Here is a 14,966-nt window from a genome sequence, read left to right on the forward strand (position 1 = left end):
CATCGCGTTTCAGCGACTTTCATAATATATCATAGTATATTATTTTCGTCAACAAGTTTTTTCGATAACTTGTATCTCTCATTTGCTGACTTTTCCTATTATATACACTTTCCTATTGCTATGCAAGTATTATTATAAAAAAATAAGAGGGGGAGAAATCCCCACTCTTACTCTTCAGAAGAATCCTCTTCATTAGATTCTTCTTCTTCATCTTTTTGCGCTTTTGCTACTGTCGCTACCTCTTGCTCATCTTCTAATCGAATTAGACGAACACCTTGTGTATTACGTCCCATTTGAGAGATTTGATCAACCGGCATACGAATAATAACGCCTGCTGCTGTAATTAACATAATGTCTTCTTCGCCTGTTACAGACTTAACCGCTACTAACTTACCGTTTTTATCTGTAATATTACAAGTCTTCAGACCTTTACCACCACGACTTTGCAGACGGTATTCATCAATCGGTGTACGCTTTCCATAACCATTTTTGGTTACAATTAGAACATTTACATCCTCTTCGACAATTTCCATACCTACAACTTGATCTTCATCACCTAATGTAATTGCTTTTACACCAGCCGCATTACGTCCCATTGAACGCACATCTTGCTCATTGAAACGAATTAACATACCGTTACTTGTCCCAACGATAATATCCTTATCACCAGATGTTAAGCGTACAGAGATTAATTCATCCTCTTCACGAAGAGAAATTGCAATTAAACCATTTGTACGTATATTGGCAAATGATGAAAGTGGTGTTCTCTTAGAGATACCTTGTTTCGTTGTAAAGAATAAGAACTGGTCGTCACCAAATTCACGAATTGGAATAATAGCGTTGATCCACTCACCCTTATCTACCCCTAATAGATTAATAATCGGTATACCTTTTGCTGTACGACTATACTCTGGAATTTCATATCCTTTTGTACGGTATACTTTACCCTTGTTTGTGAAGAATAAAATATGATCATGAGTAGACGTTGTTAATAAATGTTCGACAAAGTCATCATCATTCGTACCCATTCCTTGTACACCACGTCCCCCACGGTTCTGTGTTTTGTACGTAGAAGCCGGTAACCTCTTAATATAACCATTATGAGTAAGTGTAATTGCGATATTTTGTTCTGGGATTAAATCTTCATCCTCTATAGCTTCCATACCGCCAATTGTAATTTCTGTTCTTCTCTTATCATTAAAACGCTCTTTTACTTCAGCTAATTCCTCGCGAATAATTTCAAGAACTTTTTCTTCGTCTGCTAAAATTGCTTTTAACTCTGCAATTATCTTCATTAAATCTTGATATTCTTGTTCGATTTTTTCGCGTTCTAATCCAGTTAAACGTTGCAAACGCATATCTAAAATCGCCTGCGCTTGTTTCTCACTTAAGCCGAAACGTTCCATTAAACCTTGTTTTGCAATATCAGCTGTTTTTGAACTACGGATTAAAGTAATAACTTCATCAAGATGATCTAAGGCAATTCGTAAGCCTTCTAAAATATGAGCACGCGCTTCTGCTTTCTCTAATTCATAAGCAGTACGTCTACGAATCACTACCTTTTGATGCTCTAAATAATAATATAGATTTTGTTTTAAATTTAAGACTTGTGGCTCTCCATTTACAAGAGACAACATATTAATACCGAAGCTAGTTTGGAGTGCTGTATGTTTATATAGATTATTTAATAGTACATTGGCATTGGCATCACGACGTACTTCCATAACAATACGCATACCATTTCGATCTGATTCATCACGTAAATCTGTAATACCTTCAATTTTCTTATCACGAACTAGTTCTGCGATCTTTTCAATTAATCGCGCCTTATTAACTTGATAAGGTAGTTCTGTTACGATAATAGTTTGTTTACCATTTGCTTTCTCTTCAATTTCAACTTTAGCACGAAGTATAATAGAACCGCGACCTGTTTCGTAAGCTCTTCGAATTCCACTTCGCCCTAAGATTAAACCTGAAGTTGGGAAGTCTGGCCCAGGAATATATTCCATTAATTCCGCGATAGTGATATCAGGGTTATGACTTAATGCCAACACACCATCAATTACTTCTCCAAGTTGATGCGGTGGAATGTTTGTTGCCATACCAACCGCAATACCCGTCGTACCATTGACTAATAAGTTAGGGAAACGCGCTGGTAATACAACTGGCTCTCTTTCAGAACCATCGTAGTTATCTTGATAATCAATTGTATTCTTTGTAATATCGCGTATTAATTCCATAGAAATCTTAGACATTCTTGCTTCTGTATAACGCATTGCTGCCGCTGAATCTCCATCAACAGAACCGAAATTACCATGTCCATCAACAAGCATGTAACGTTGACTAAAATCTTGTGCCATACGTACCATTGTTTCATAAACAGCTGAATCACCGTGCGGGTGATACTTACCAATTACTTCGCCGACAATACGCGCCGACTTCTTATATGCTTTATCAGCTGTAATTCCTAAATCATTCATCGCATATAAAACCCTACGATGAACTGGTTTTAATCCATCACGAACATCTGGTAATGCACGAGACACGATAACACTCATTGCGTAATCTAAAAATGAGGTACGCATTTCATGACTAATATTAATTTCTCGAATTCGTGCTTGTTGTTGATTGTCTGACATCAACGAGCACCTCCTCTTACATTTCCGTTACACATACATTGATTTATATGTAGAAGACAGGAATACTTAGATTCCTGTCATTACTCACTTAAATATCAAGGTTTTTCACGTATTTTGCATTTTCTTGGATAAAGTTACGACGCGGCTCTACTTTATCACCCATCAAAATTTCAAATGTTTCATCCGCTTCAATTGCATCTTGAAGGGAAACTTGAAGTAACGAACGTACTTCTGGGTCCATTGTCGTCTCCCACAGCTGAGTTGGATTCATTTCCCCTAGACCTTTATAACGCTGAATCCCAGGCTTAGGTTGAGCTGGTAATTCAGCTAGTATTTTTTCAAGTTCTTTATTGTTATAAGCATATTGAATTTTTTTACCTTGTTGTACTTTAAACAACGGTGGCTGTGCGATATATATATATCCACACTCAATGATTTGACGCATATAACGATAGAAGAACGTTAATAATAGGGTACGAATATGTGCACCATCAACATCGGCATCTGTCATAATAATAACTTTATGATAGCGAGCTTTTTCAATAGCAAAATCCCCACCAATATTTGTACCAATTGCTGTAATAATTGTACGAACTTCATCATTTGATAAAATCTTATCTAAACGTGCCTTTTCAACGTTAATAATTTTACCCTTCAGTGGTAAAATCGCTTGAAAATGACGATCGCGTCCTTGTTTTGCAGATCCGCCCGCAGAGTCACCCTCCACGATATAAATTTCGCTAATTGCTGGATCTTTAGAAGAACAATCAGCTAGCTTCCCTGGTAAACTTGAAACTTCTAGAGCACTCTTTCGGCGCGTTAGTTCACGAGCCTTTTTAGCCGCTACACGTGCACGCGCTGCCATAGTCCCTTTATCTATAATTTTACGTGCAACATTGGGGTTTTCTAGTAAGAACTTTTCAAACGCCTCTGAGAATACAGACTCTGTAATCGTTCTCGCTTCACTATTTCCAAGTTTCGTCTTTGTTTGTCCTTCAAATTGTGGATTTGGATGCTTAATTGACACGATTGCTGTTAAGCCTTCACGAACATCTTCACCAGTTAAATTACTATCCGCATCTTTTAAAATATTATTTTTACGACCATAATCGTTAATTACACGCGTTAGAGCAGTCTTAAAACCTACCTCATGTGTACCGCCTTCATACGTATGAATATTATTTGTAAATGAATAAATATGATTTGTATAGCCTTCGTTATATTGAAGAGCAACCTCAACCTGAATCCCATCTTTTGAACCGTCAACATATACAGGTTCTTCATGAATCGGTTGTTTTGAACGATTTAAATGTTCAACATATGATTTAATTCCACCTTCATAATGGAATTCTTTCTTTTGCTTATGTTCACGCTTATCTTCAATTGTTAATTTAATATTACGATTTAAAAACGCCAACTCACGCATACGAGTCGCTAATGTATCAAATTCGTATTCTGTCGTCTCTGTAAAAATTTCTGAATCTGGCTTAAAGCGTGTGATCGTTCCTGTACGATCAGTTTCACCTATTACTTTTAAATCCGCAGCCGGGACCCCGCGTTCATATTTTTGATAGTGTATTTTTCCATCTCGATGTACAAATACCTCTAATTCTGTTGATAAAGCATTTACAACAGATGCACCTACACCATGCAAACCACCAGAAACTTTATAACCACCACCGCCAAATTTACCACCGGCATGTAGTACCGTCATAATAACTTCTACAGCAGGACGTCCCATTTTTTCTTGTATACCAACAGGGATACCACGACCATCATCTGTTACAACAATACTATTATCTTCTTCAATACTGACATTAATTTCATCACAATATCCTGCTAAAGCTTCATCAATACTGTTATCAACAATTTCCCACACGAGGTGATGAAGACCTTTTCCACTTGTAGAACCAATATACATACCAGGACGCTTTCGAACTGCCTCCAGTCCTTCTAACACCTGAATCTGACTTTCATCATATGCATTTTCCTGCATTTGCTTTTGTTCCATTGACACAAAGATCACCTACTTTTCCATTTAAACAGAAATTATTTTCTGTCTATTTCACAATCTACCGTGCCGTTCGTTACATGAATTGTTTTCGCTTCTTTCAATGTTTCGTGTTCAATTCCCTCGACACTCGTCGTTGTCACAAAGGTTTGTACTTTTCCTTGAATTGTATTTAGCAGATGCGATTGACGATAATCATCTAATTCTGATAACACATCATCTAGTAAAAGAATTGGATATTCCTTAACCTCTGAGTATATCAATTCAATTTCAGCCAATTTTAGGGATAGTGCGGTTGTTCGTTGTTGTCCTTGTGAACCAAAGACTTGAACATTTTTACTATTAACGAAGAATTGTAAATCATCACGATGAGGACCAAGTAAAGTTGTACCCCGAAAAATTTCACGTTGTTTCACAGATTGAAAACTTTCATAGTATACTTCTTTTATTTTCGACAAATCCATTGATTCTGATACATCTACACTTGGTTTATAAACGATTTCTAACTCCTCTAATCCCCTGCTAATTCCGCGATGAATTGGAGCAGCCCATTCTTGTAGTAAATGCAAAAACTCAAAACGTTTTCGCAAAATTTTTGCACCATGCTCAATAAGTTGAAGTGTAAATACATCCAACATCGTTTCCTCATTTTTACTATTCCCTTGCATCTTCTTAAGTAAATGATTTCGTTGCGTGAGTACCTTTTGATATTGACTTAATTCATACAAATAGACCGGAGCTATTTGTCCAAGTTCCATATCCAAAAAGCGTCTTCGTACTTGAGGGCTTCCTTTTACAAGATTTAAATCTTCTGGGGCAAACATAACAACATTCATTTCACCAATATACTGGCTCAATTTTTGTTGTTCTAACTGATTTAACTTTGCCTTTTTACCTTTTTTTGAAATATTTAATTCTAAGGATACTGAACTATTTCGCCTTTGTAATCTACCTTTTATATTACCATAATCCTCATCCCAACGAATGAGTTCACGATCGTTCGAAGTTCTATGAGATTTCGCCATCGCCAATACATAAATAGCTTCCATCAAATTTGTTTTCCCTTGCGCATTTTCACCAATAATTACATTGACTTTATCCTCAAAGGAAAGCTCTAAATGCTCATAATTGCGATAGTTTTTTAATTGTATTTCTGTAATAAACAAAGGGATCCCCCTTTATGCCTGAACTTGGAAAGTTCCGCTTCCCGGAATTTCAACAATATCATTTGCATATAACTTTCGGCCTCTTCTATTTTCAAGTTCTTGATTCACGTATACTTCATATTCTTGTAAGAACCATTTCACAGCGCCACCTGTATCAATTACATCAGCTAACTTTAAAAATTGTCCTAGTGTAATGTATTCTGTTGAAATCTTAATAAGTTTCATAAAATCGCTCACTTTCTGAAAGTGTTCATTCTTTCATTGTACTAAATAAACTAGCATTAGGAAAGTAATACCCCACAAATCAAATAAGGGTCACTAGTACCTTTACACTAGCAACCCTTAATCCTTACTTAGTAAGTACGGACTGGTAAAATTAATTGGATAATGGAATCATCATTTACTGTGCGAATTAAAAACGGTCTCATCGCTCCAGTAAAACTAACTTTAATTTCTGTACTATCTAAAGCCTTTAATGCGTCCATCATATATTTTGCACTAAAAGATATTTTTAATTCTTCTCCATCTACATTTTCACATTGAACCTCTTCTACTACTTTTCCGATTTCTGGTGCATTCGAAGAAATCTCTAACATCTGTTGTTCTAATGTCGATAATTTAACAACGTTGTTACGACCATCTCTTGCTAACAGCGACGCACGATCAATCGCTTGTAAAAATTCCTTTGTATTTACAAATATATCAGTTTTACTTTCAGCTGGAATTAAACGCGTTGTATCTGGATAATTTCCTTCTAATAATCTTGAGAAGAATAATAAATGTTTTGTACGGAATAATACTTGATACTCCGTAATAACGATATCTACCATTTCTTCAGATTCATCTAGAATTTTACTTAATTCACTTAAGCTCTTACCAGGAATAACGACATTCGCTTGAAATTCATCGGCAATATTATACCCTTCGATTTTTGCTTTACGAAGTGCTAGTCTGTGACTATCTGTTGCAATACAAGTTAGCTCGCTGTTATATACCTTCCAGTTTACACCTGTCAAGATCGGTCTTGTTTCAGAACTTGAAACTGCAAATACTGTTTGACGAATCATGTGCTTTAGTAAATCTGTTGGAATCTTAAATACATGATGTTCTTCGATTTGTGGTAATAGCGGATATTCAGCAGCATCTAAACCATTTAAGTTGAACTCTGATTTTCCAGATTTTATTTTTGTCATAAAATGATTTTCCACAGAAATTTCGACAGTTTCTTTAGGTAATTTTTTTACGATCTCACTAAAATATTTTGCTTGTAAAATAATACTTCCTGATTGTTTAATTTCCACAATTTCTTTTCCAGCATCTTCGACTGGGATAAATGATTCGATAGAGATGTCTGCATCACTACCTGTTAAAGTAACTCCTTCTTCAGTTGCTACAACTTTAATCCCTGTAAGAATTGGAATTGTTGTACGAGAAGAAACTGCCTTCATTACATCTTGTACACTTCTTACAAGATAGTCTTTTTGTATTGTAAAACGCATAACGAAAAACCTCCGGTAAGTATAAGATTTTATTTATTTAATAAAGATAAAAAAGTAGTAGTAATAGTACTAGGGCTTGTGGATATGTGGATAACCCTGTTTAAAGATGTAAAAACAGTCTATCTACATGTGGATAGACTGTGCGTAAAATAAGCTAAGTTATTCACACTATTCAGCTACTACTATTTTAAAATATCCTTAACTTCTTCAACGTGTTTTTGTAATTGAGTATCCGTTTTTAATAGCTTCGAAATTTTTTCGTGAGCATGGATTACTGTTGTATGATCGCGGCCACCAAATTCTTCACCTATTTTTGGCAAAGATGAGTCCGTAAGTTCACGTGATAAATACATCGCAATTTGGCGAGGGAATGCAACGGATTTTGTCCGTTTTTTTGCTTTGAAATCTTCTAATTTTACTTGATAGACGCCCCCAACAGCCTTTTGAATATCAGAAATAGAAATAATTCTAGGTATAGAGTTTGGAATAATATTTTTAAGCGCTTCAGCCGCTAAATCAGCATTCATATCTTTATTAATTAAAGATGAATAAGCTACAACTCGAATAAGTGCACCCTCTAGTTCACGAATATTTGAATCGATTTGATTTGCGATATAAAGCATAACTTCATTTGGTATATCAAGACCTTCTGCTTTTGCTTTTTTACGTAAAATTGCGATTCTAGTTTCTAAATCTGGTGGCGTAATGTCCGTAATTAACCCCCATTCAAAGCGAGAACGAAGGCGATCTTCTAAAGTTGGGATTTCTTTTGGTGGTCTATCGCTTGAAATCACAATTTGTTTACTTTCTTCATGTAACGCATTAAATGTATGGAAAAACTCTTCCTGTGTTTGTTCTTTTCCAGCAAGAAATTGAATATCATCTATCAATAAGACATCTACATTACGATATTTATTACGAAAATCGACAGCTTTATTATCACGAATTGAATTAATAAATTCATTTGTAAATTTTTCAGATGATAAATATACAACTTTTGCATTTGGGTTGTGTTCAATTACATAATGCCCAATTGCGTGCATTAAATGTGTTTTTCCAAGTCCAACGCCCCCGTAAATAAAGAGCGGATTATAGGCTTTAGCTGGTGCTTCAGCTACAGCTAAAGAAGCAGCATGTGCAAAACGATTACCAGAGCCAATAACAAATGTATCAAATGTATATTTTGGGTTTAACATACTCTGTGGTAAGTGATTAGACTCATCATGTGCGTGTTTTTGCTTAACAGAAGGGAGATCTATATCCTCTTCTGCCTGACTTTGGGGAATGATAAAACGAATAGCTAGTTTTGCCCCTGTTAAATCATAAAGTGTTTCGGAGATTAGTTCCGAATAATGAGATTCTAGCCAGTCACGAGCGAATTCATTTGGAGCTGTAATAGTTAATACATCTTTTTTTAAGTTATGAGCAGTTGTTGATTTTAACCATGTTTCATAACTTGGCTTGCTTACCTTTTTTTCTAATTCTTTTAAGGCACTATTCCATAAATCAGAGATATTTTCCAAAGGTGTCCCTCCTTTACAAAGATGGTAAAAGAATAAGGTTGCGCAACAATTGTACAACCTGTAAATATTTCTAATGCATATTTATACGAAACGTATTTTAAAATATAAAAACGTCGTTAGTATCCGAGATAGAGTTTTCGACAAAATAACACATGTGGACAACTATTTACTCACATGTGATTTAAACTATCCACATGTTATACACAAATTGTGGATAAAATAAAGGTGTGGAAAACTTATTCAAAGTGAAAACACAACTATAATATCAAAAAAAAGCAGCTATAGCAATGAATTTAAGAAAGTTATCCACAAAATCAATACCTTGTGGAATAAACTTGTCCACAACACGATATACTGTGTAAAAGTAAAAAAAGAGTTTGTGGATACAAAAAAGAGAAAATATATTTATCCACAAGGAAATATAGGTACTGTGAAAAAGTTTGTGAATAGGTTAAAAATGAATATTTGATGAAAATTTCGAGAACCATTGACATTTTCCTATTTGATTTACTATAATTTATTAGACTGTCTTTAACAGATATTCCTCAGGGAGGTGTCATATAATGAAAAGAACTTACCAACCAAATAAACGTAAGCGCAGCAAAGTACATGGTTTCCGCAGCCGTATGAGCACAGCAAACGGACGTAAAGTGCTAGCAGCTCGTCGTCGTAAAGGAAGAAAAGTATTATCTGCGTAGACCACTGATCGTTCAGTGGTCTTTTTTTCTAATAATAATGAGTTTCCGCTGATGAAATACAGGAGTGTCAAATGATATGAAGAAAAAAAACCGTATAAAAAAGAATGATGAATTCCAGGCTGTTTTCCAAAAAGGACAATCAAATGCCAATCGCCAGTTTGTTGTATACAAATTAGATAAAGAAAAACAGCCGCATTTTCGCATTGGTCTTTCTGTTAGTAAGAAAATAGGCAATGCAGTAGTGCGTAATCGAATTAAGCGTATGATTCGCCAATCGATTATAGAATTAAAAGATGAGATAGATTCTGGAAAAGATTTTGTTATAATAGCAAGGAAGCCTTGTGCAGAGATGACATATGAAGAGTTAAAGAAAAGCTTAATTCATGTCTTTAAACGCTCTGGTATGAAAAGAATAAAAAAGTAGCGTAAGGAAATGAATTACACTATATACATACCGAAACAAGGAGGAGCAGGCTTTGAAAAAGAAAATAGGTTTATTAGCCATGGTTATTATGCTAATGGCAATTGCTACCGGCTGTAGTGAAACAAATCAACCGATTACACCGAAAAGCACTGGGATTTGGAATGAATATTTCGTATACCCGCTTTCTCAGTTAATCACGTATTTTGCAGAATTATTTGGTAGTAATTACGGTTTAGCAATCGTTGTTACAACTCTTATCATTCGTTTTGCATTATTACCATTAATGATTAAACAAACGAAGAGTACGAAAGCAATGCAGGCGTTACAACCAGAAATGGTGAAATTAAAAGAGAAATATAGTTCTAAAGATCAAGCAACACAGCAAAAACTACAACAAGAAATGATGCAGTTATATCAAAAGAATGGTGTAAACCCATTAGCAGGATGTTTACCAATATTTGTTCAGATGCCTATTTTATTCGCGTTTTATCATGCGATTATGAGAACAACAGCAATTAGTGAACATACATTTTTATGGTTCGATTTAGGACAGGCGGATCCGTTCTATATCCTTCCAATTGTTGCAGCTATTACGACGTTTATTCAGCAAAAGCTTGCAATGGCAGGAACGGCTGGACAAAATCCGCAAATGGCAATGATGATTTGGCTTATGCCAATTATGATTTTAGTCTTTGCAATTAACTTCCCAGCAGCACTATCATTGTACTGGGTAGTTGGTAATATCTTTGGTATCGCTCAAATGTATATGATCAAAGGGCCTGACATTAAGGCTAGTAAGGCAGGAGGATCAAGCAAGTGAGTATGATTACTGCTAAAGGACAAACAGTCGAGCTGGCAGTACAAGATGCTTTAAGACAATTAAATGCTTCGAAAGATCGAGTAGATATAAATATTATCGATGAGGGTAAGAGGGGGTTCCTAGGTTTATTTGGGAATCGCCCCGCTGTTGTAGAAGTTGTATTGAAAAAAGATCCAATCCAAGAATGTGAAGAATATTTAAAAAATGTTATTCAAAATATGGGTGTGGAAGTTGAGATTAGAAAAATTGTAAAAGGACGCGAAGTTGAATTTACAATTTCTGGTGAAAATATTGGTGTTTTAATTGGTAAAAGAGGGAATACGTTGAATTCTTTACAGTATTTAACAAAACTTGTTGCGAACCGTAATACAAAGCAATATATTGGTATTACACTGGATGCTGAAAACTATCGTAGTAAAAGAAAAAATACGTTAGAATCTCTTTCCTATCGATTAGCAAAACAAGTAGTGAGTACGAAAAAAAGAGTTGTTCTAGAACCAATGCCTTCTTTCGAACGAAAAATTATTCACCAAGCATTATCTAATCATCAAAATATCATTACAACTTCTGAAGGAAAAGAACCACATCGGTATGTTGTAATATCTTCCAAGTGACCGGTTACTCAATTGAGTGCCGGTTTTTTTGAGGAGAAAATAAATGTGGATAACTAAAAAACACTAAACTTATCCACTGTGAATAAGTTTAGTGTTTTTTACATAAGGACATAATAAAATGAGTTATTATTCTTTTGTAGATAGGTTCGTTATGGTATCCTAATAATTTAGTGACGGAAAAAATTCATGTTGAAATAGAGATAAATAAGCAAGTGAGGTGAAAGGACATGGAATTTGATACAATTGCCGCAATTTCCACAGCACTTGGGGAAGGTGCAATTGCCATTGTTCGAGTAAGTGGGGATGATGCGATTGAGAAAGTCGATCGTATTTTTAAAGGGAAGGATTTAACACAGGTTTCTTCTCATACAATTCATTATGGTCATATTGTCGATTTAGATACAAATCAAGTTATTGAAGAAGTTATGGTGTCCATTATGCGTGCACCAAGGACTTTTACGCGTGAAAATATAGTAGAAATTAACTGTCATGGTGGACTTGTTTCGGTAAATAAAGTATTACAGCTTATTTTAGCGCAAGGAGTACGACTGGCAGAGCCTGGTGAATTTACAAAACGTGCTTTTTTAAATGGACGTATTGATTTGTCACAAGCAGAAGCTGTTATGGACTTAATCCGTGCGAAAACAGATCGTGCTATGAATGTAGCGATTAACCAAATGGAAGGACGATTATCTAAATTAATCGGCCATCTGCGTCAAGAAATATTAGAAACATTAGCTCATATTGAAGTGAATATAGATTACCCAGAATATGATGATGTAGAAGAGATGACGCATAATATTTTAATTGAGAAAGCTACACATGTCCGTGCTGAAATTGCAAAGATATTAGAAACATCGAAGCAAGGAAAGATTTTACGTGAAGGCATTTCTACCGCAATTATCGGTAGACCTAACGTTGGGAAATCATCGCTATTAAATAGTCTTGTTCAGGAGAAAAAGGCAATTGTAACTGATATTGCAGGAACAACTCGTGATGTTATTGAAGAGTACGTTAATGTGCGTGGTGTACCACTTAAACTTATAGATACAGCCGGAATTCGTGAAACGGAAGATATTGTTGAACGAATTGGTGTAGAGCGTTCGAAGGAAATGATGAGCCAAGCAGACTTAGTGTTAATTGTAGTGAATTATAGCGAGGCTTTAACAAATGAAGATGAGGATCTATTCCATGCCGTACAAGGAAAAGATTTCATTGTTATTGTAAATAAGACAGATTTACCGCAAGAAATTGATATGGAACGTGTTACAGATTTAGCGGTAGGAAATCGTGTTATTACAACATCTTTAATTGAGGAGCAAGGAATAGATGAGCTTGAAAAGGCGATAGCTGATTTATTCTTTGAAGGAACAATTGATTCTGCGGATATGACATACGTGTCTAATGCGAGACATATCGGATTATTAACACAAGCAGGAAGAACAATTAACGATGCAATTGAAGCGATAGAAAATGGTGTTCCGATTGATATGGTTCAAATTGATTTAACAAGAGCGTGGGAAATACTTGGTGAAATTACTGGTGATACTGTCCATGAAAGTTTAATTGACCAATTGTTCTCTCAATTTTGTTTAGGAAAATAAAGTAAAACTTTAATCAGAGATGATTTAGTAAGATAGAGGTTATTAGGAGGAATAAACAATGGGATACAATGCCGGTTCATATGATGTCATAGTAATCGGTGCAGGTCATGCAGGATGTGAAGCTGGTCTTGCGGCAGCACGAATGGGCTCAAAAACATTAATGTTAACAATTAACTTAGATATGGTAGCGTTCATGCCATGTAACCCTTCTGTTGGTGGACCAGCAAAAGGGATTGTTGTTCGTGAAATTGATGCATTAGGCGGAGAAATGGGACGCAATATTGATAAAACACATATTCAAATGCGTATGTTAAATACGGGTAAAGGACCAGCTGTACGCGCGCTTCGTGCACAAGCTGATAAATTCTCTTACCAGCATGAATTAAAGAAAACAATTGAAGAAACACCAAACTTAACGTTGTTTCAAGGTCTGGTAGAGCGTTTAATTATTGAAGATGGTGTATGTAAAGGGGTAATTACGCAAGCTGGTGCTGAATACACAGCGAAAACAGTTGTAATTACAACGGGAACATTTTTACGTGGTGAGATTATTATGGGAGATTTAAAATATTCAAGTGGTCCAAATAATCAACAACCATCTATTACATTATCTGAACACTTAGAGGAACTTGGTTTTGATCTTGTTAGATTTAAAACAGGTACACCTCCGCGTGTAAACAGTAATACGATTGATTATAGTAAAACAGAAATTCAACCAGGTGATGATAAGCCACGTGCTTTCTCTTTTGAAACGACAAAATTTATTATGGATCAAATTCCATGTTGGTTAACGTATACAAGTACAGAAACACATCGTTTAATAGATGAAAACTTACATCGCTCAGCTATGTATTCTGGTATGATTAAAGGAACAGGGCCTAGATATTGCCCTTCAATTGAAGACAAGGTAGTAAGATTTAATGATAAACCACGTCATCAAATTTTCTTAGAGCCAGAAGGACGTAATACACAAGAAGTATATGTACAAGGCTTATCGACGAGCTTACCAGAAGATGTACAGCGTGCAATGCTTAGAACAATTCCTGGCCTGGAAAATGTTGAAATGATGCGTACGGGTTATGCAATTGAATATGATGCGATCGTACCAACTCAACTATGGCCAACACTTGAAACGAAAAAAATTAAAAATTTATATACAGCAGGACAAATTAACGGAACTTCTGGTTACGAAGAAGCAGCAGGACAAGGGCTTATGGCTGGGATTAATGCAGCGTGTCGTTCTTTAGGTAAAAAAGAAGTTATTTTAGGTCGTGCTGATGCTTATATTGGTGTCTTAATTGATGACCTTGTAACGAAAGGTACAAATGAACCATATCGTTTATTAACGTCTCGTGCAGAATATCGCCTATTATTACGCCATGATAATGCTGACCTTCGTTTAACTGAAGTTGGTCGTGAAATTGGCTTAATTAAAGAAGATCGCTATGAGCGATTTACAAATAAAAAGTTACAAATTGAACAGGAGAAGGAACGGTTAGAGAGTATTTTTATTAAACCGCGTCCTGAAGTTCAAGAATTAATTCGTAGTATTGGCGGAAGTGAATTGAAAGATGGAATACGTGCAAGTGACTTATTACGTCGTCCAGAGGTGACATATGAGCATATTCATCTTTTAGTACCAAGTGAAGTAGCATTAAGTGATGAAATTACGGAACAAGTTGAAATTCAGACCAAGTACGAAGGATATATCGAGAAATCTTTACAGCAAGTAGAACGTATGAAGAAAATGGAAAACAAAAAAATTCCTGTGGATATTGATTATGATGCGATTTCTAGCCTTGCCTCAGAAGCAAGACAGAAATTGAAAGATGTTCGTCCGCTTTCAATGGGGCAAGCTTCACGTATTTCTGGTGTAAATCCAGCTGATGTTTCAATTTTGCTTATTTACATTGAACAAGGAAAAATTGCACGAGTATCGAACCAATAACATAGTAAGGAGATATTGCT

At 35.5% G+C, this 14,966-nt stretch carries 12 protein-coding genes; 6 read left to right on the forward strand and 6 right to left on the reverse strand.

Annotation, left to right across the window (positions count from 1 at the left end; translation table 11 throughout):
- Positions 1–167: 167 nt before the first annotated feature.
- From gyrA to dnaA, 6 genes are all read right to left on the reverse strand, one after another.
- Complete coding sequence (gyrA, locus tag JFU20_RS15140) at positions 168–2,639, reverse strand: DNA gyrase subunit A (RefSeq protein ID WP_002016488.1); 2,472 nt, start codon at positions 2,637–2,639, stop codon at positions 168–170.
- An 88-nt stretch (positions 2,640–2,727) separates the two neighbouring features.
- Entirely contained in the window at positions 2,728–4,650 is a 1,923-nt protein-coding gene (gene gyrB / locus JFU20_RS15145) for a DNA topoisomerase (ATP-hydrolyzing) subunit B (RefSeq protein WP_002034986.1), read from the reverse strand.
- 38 nt (positions 4,651–4,688) lie between these two features.
- On the reverse strand, positions 4,689–5,816 hold the full coding sequence (recF, locus tag JFU20_RS15150; protein WP_002016486.1) for a DNA replication/repair protein RecF: 1,128 nt from the start codon (positions 5,814–5,816) through the stop codon (positions 4,689–4,691).
- Between the two features lie 12 nt (positions 5,817–5,828).
- Positions 5,829–6,041, reverse strand: coding sequence for a S4 domain-containing protein YaaA (gene yaaA / locus JFU20_RS15155; protein WP_002016484.1), 213 nt, complete (start codon positions 6,039–6,041; stop codon positions 5,829–5,831).
- Between the two features lie 128 nt (positions 6,042–6,169).
- Entirely contained in the window at positions 6,170–7,315 is a 1,146-nt protein-coding gene (gene dnaN, locus JFU20_RS15160) for a DNA polymerase III subunit beta (RefSeq protein WP_002016482.1), read from the reverse strand.
- Between the two features lie 182 nt (positions 7,316–7,497).
- Positions 7,498–8,838, reverse strand: coding sequence for a chromosomal replication initiator protein DnaA (gene dnaA / locus JFU20_RS15165; protein WP_002016481.1), 1,341 nt, complete (start codon positions 8,836–8,838; stop codon positions 7,498–7,500).
- A 563-nt stretch (positions 8,839–9,401) separates the two neighbouring features.
- On the opposite strand from dnaA, the gene rpmH reads away from it, so the two are divergent.
- The 6 genes from rpmH (at position 9,402) to mnmG (ending at position 14,946) form a co-directional block, all read left to right on the forward strand.
- On the forward strand, positions 9,402–9,536 hold the full coding sequence (gene rpmH, locus JFU20_RS15170) for a 50S ribosomal protein L34 (RefSeq protein ID WP_000831901.1): 135 nt from the start codon (positions 9,402–9,404) through the stop codon (positions 9,534–9,536).
- A 76-nt stretch (positions 9,537–9,612) separates the two neighbouring features.
- Positions 9,613–9,960, forward strand: coding sequence for a ribonuclease P protein component (gene rnpA, locus JFU20_RS15175; RefSeq protein WP_002089963.1), 348 nt, complete (start codon positions 9,613–9,615; stop codon positions 9,958–9,960).
- A 52-nt stretch (positions 9,961–10,012) separates the two neighbouring features.
- Positions 10,013–10,780 (forward strand): YidC family membrane integrase SpoIIIJ, encoded by a 768-nt coding sequence (gene spoIIIJ, locus JFU20_RS15180; protein ID WP_002016477.1) that lies wholly within the window; start codon positions 10,013–10,015, stop codon positions 10,778–10,780.
- Positions 10,777–11,394, forward strand: coding sequence for an RNA-binding cell elongation regulator Jag/EloR (gene jag / locus JFU20_RS15185; RefSeq protein WP_002166368.1), 618 nt, complete (start codon positions 10,777–10,779; stop codon positions 11,392–11,394). The genes spoIIIJ and jag overlap by 4 nt, the downstream gene beginning before the upstream one ends.
- Before the next feature lie 227 nt (positions 11,395–11,621).
- Entirely contained in the window at positions 11,622–12,998 is a 1,377-nt protein-coding gene (mnmE, locus tag JFU20_RS15190; protein WP_002016475.1) for a tRNA uridine-5-carboxymethylaminomethyl(34) synthesis GTPase MnmE, read from the forward strand.
- Between the two features lie 58 nt (positions 12,999–13,056).
- On the forward strand, positions 13,057–14,946 hold the full coding sequence (gene mnmG / locus JFU20_RS15195) for a tRNA uridine-5-carboxymethylaminomethyl(34) synthesis enzyme MnmG (protein WP_002016474.1): 1,890 nt from the start codon (positions 13,057–13,059) through the stop codon (positions 14,944–14,946).
- The last annotated feature ends 20 nt before the right edge of the window (positions 14,947–14,966 follow it).

The organism is Bacillus sp. TH30, from assembly GCF_016650875.1.
GTDB lineage: Bacteria > Bacillota > Bacilli > Bacillales > Bacillaceae_G > Bacillus_A > Bacillus_A mycoides.

Excerpts from the sequence above, each read along its gene's own strand:
- gyrA (WP_002016488.1), bottom strand. The coding sequence starts at position 2,639 with ATGTCAGACAATCAACAACAAGCACGAATTCGAGAAATTAATATTAGT.
- gyrB (WP_002034986.1), bottom strand. The coding sequence starts at position 4,650 with ATGGAACAAAAGCAAATGCAGGAAAATGCATATGATGAAAGTCAGATT.
- yaaA (WP_002016484.1), bottom strand. The coding sequence starts at position 6,041 with ATGAAACTTATTAAGATTTCAACAGAATACATTACACTAGGACAATTT.
- dnaN (WP_002016482.1), bottom strand. The coding sequence starts at position 7,315 with ATGCGTTTTACAATACAAAAAGACTATCTTGTAAGAAGTGTACAAGAT.
- rpmH (WP_000831901.1), top strand. The coding sequence starts at position 9,402 with ATGAAAAGAACTTACCAACCAAATAAACGTAAGCGCAGCAAAGTACAT.
- rnpA (WP_002089963.1), top strand. The coding sequence starts at position 9,613 with ATGAAGAAAAAAAACCGTATAAAAAAGAATGATGAATTCCAGGCTGTT.
- mnmE (WP_002016475.1), top strand. The coding sequence starts at position 11,622 with ATGGAATTTGATACAATTGCCGCAATTTCCACAGCACTTGGGGAAGGT.
- mnmG (WP_002016474.1), top strand. The coding sequence starts at position 13,057 with ATGGGATACAATGCCGGTTCATATGATGTCATAGTAATCGGTGCAGGT.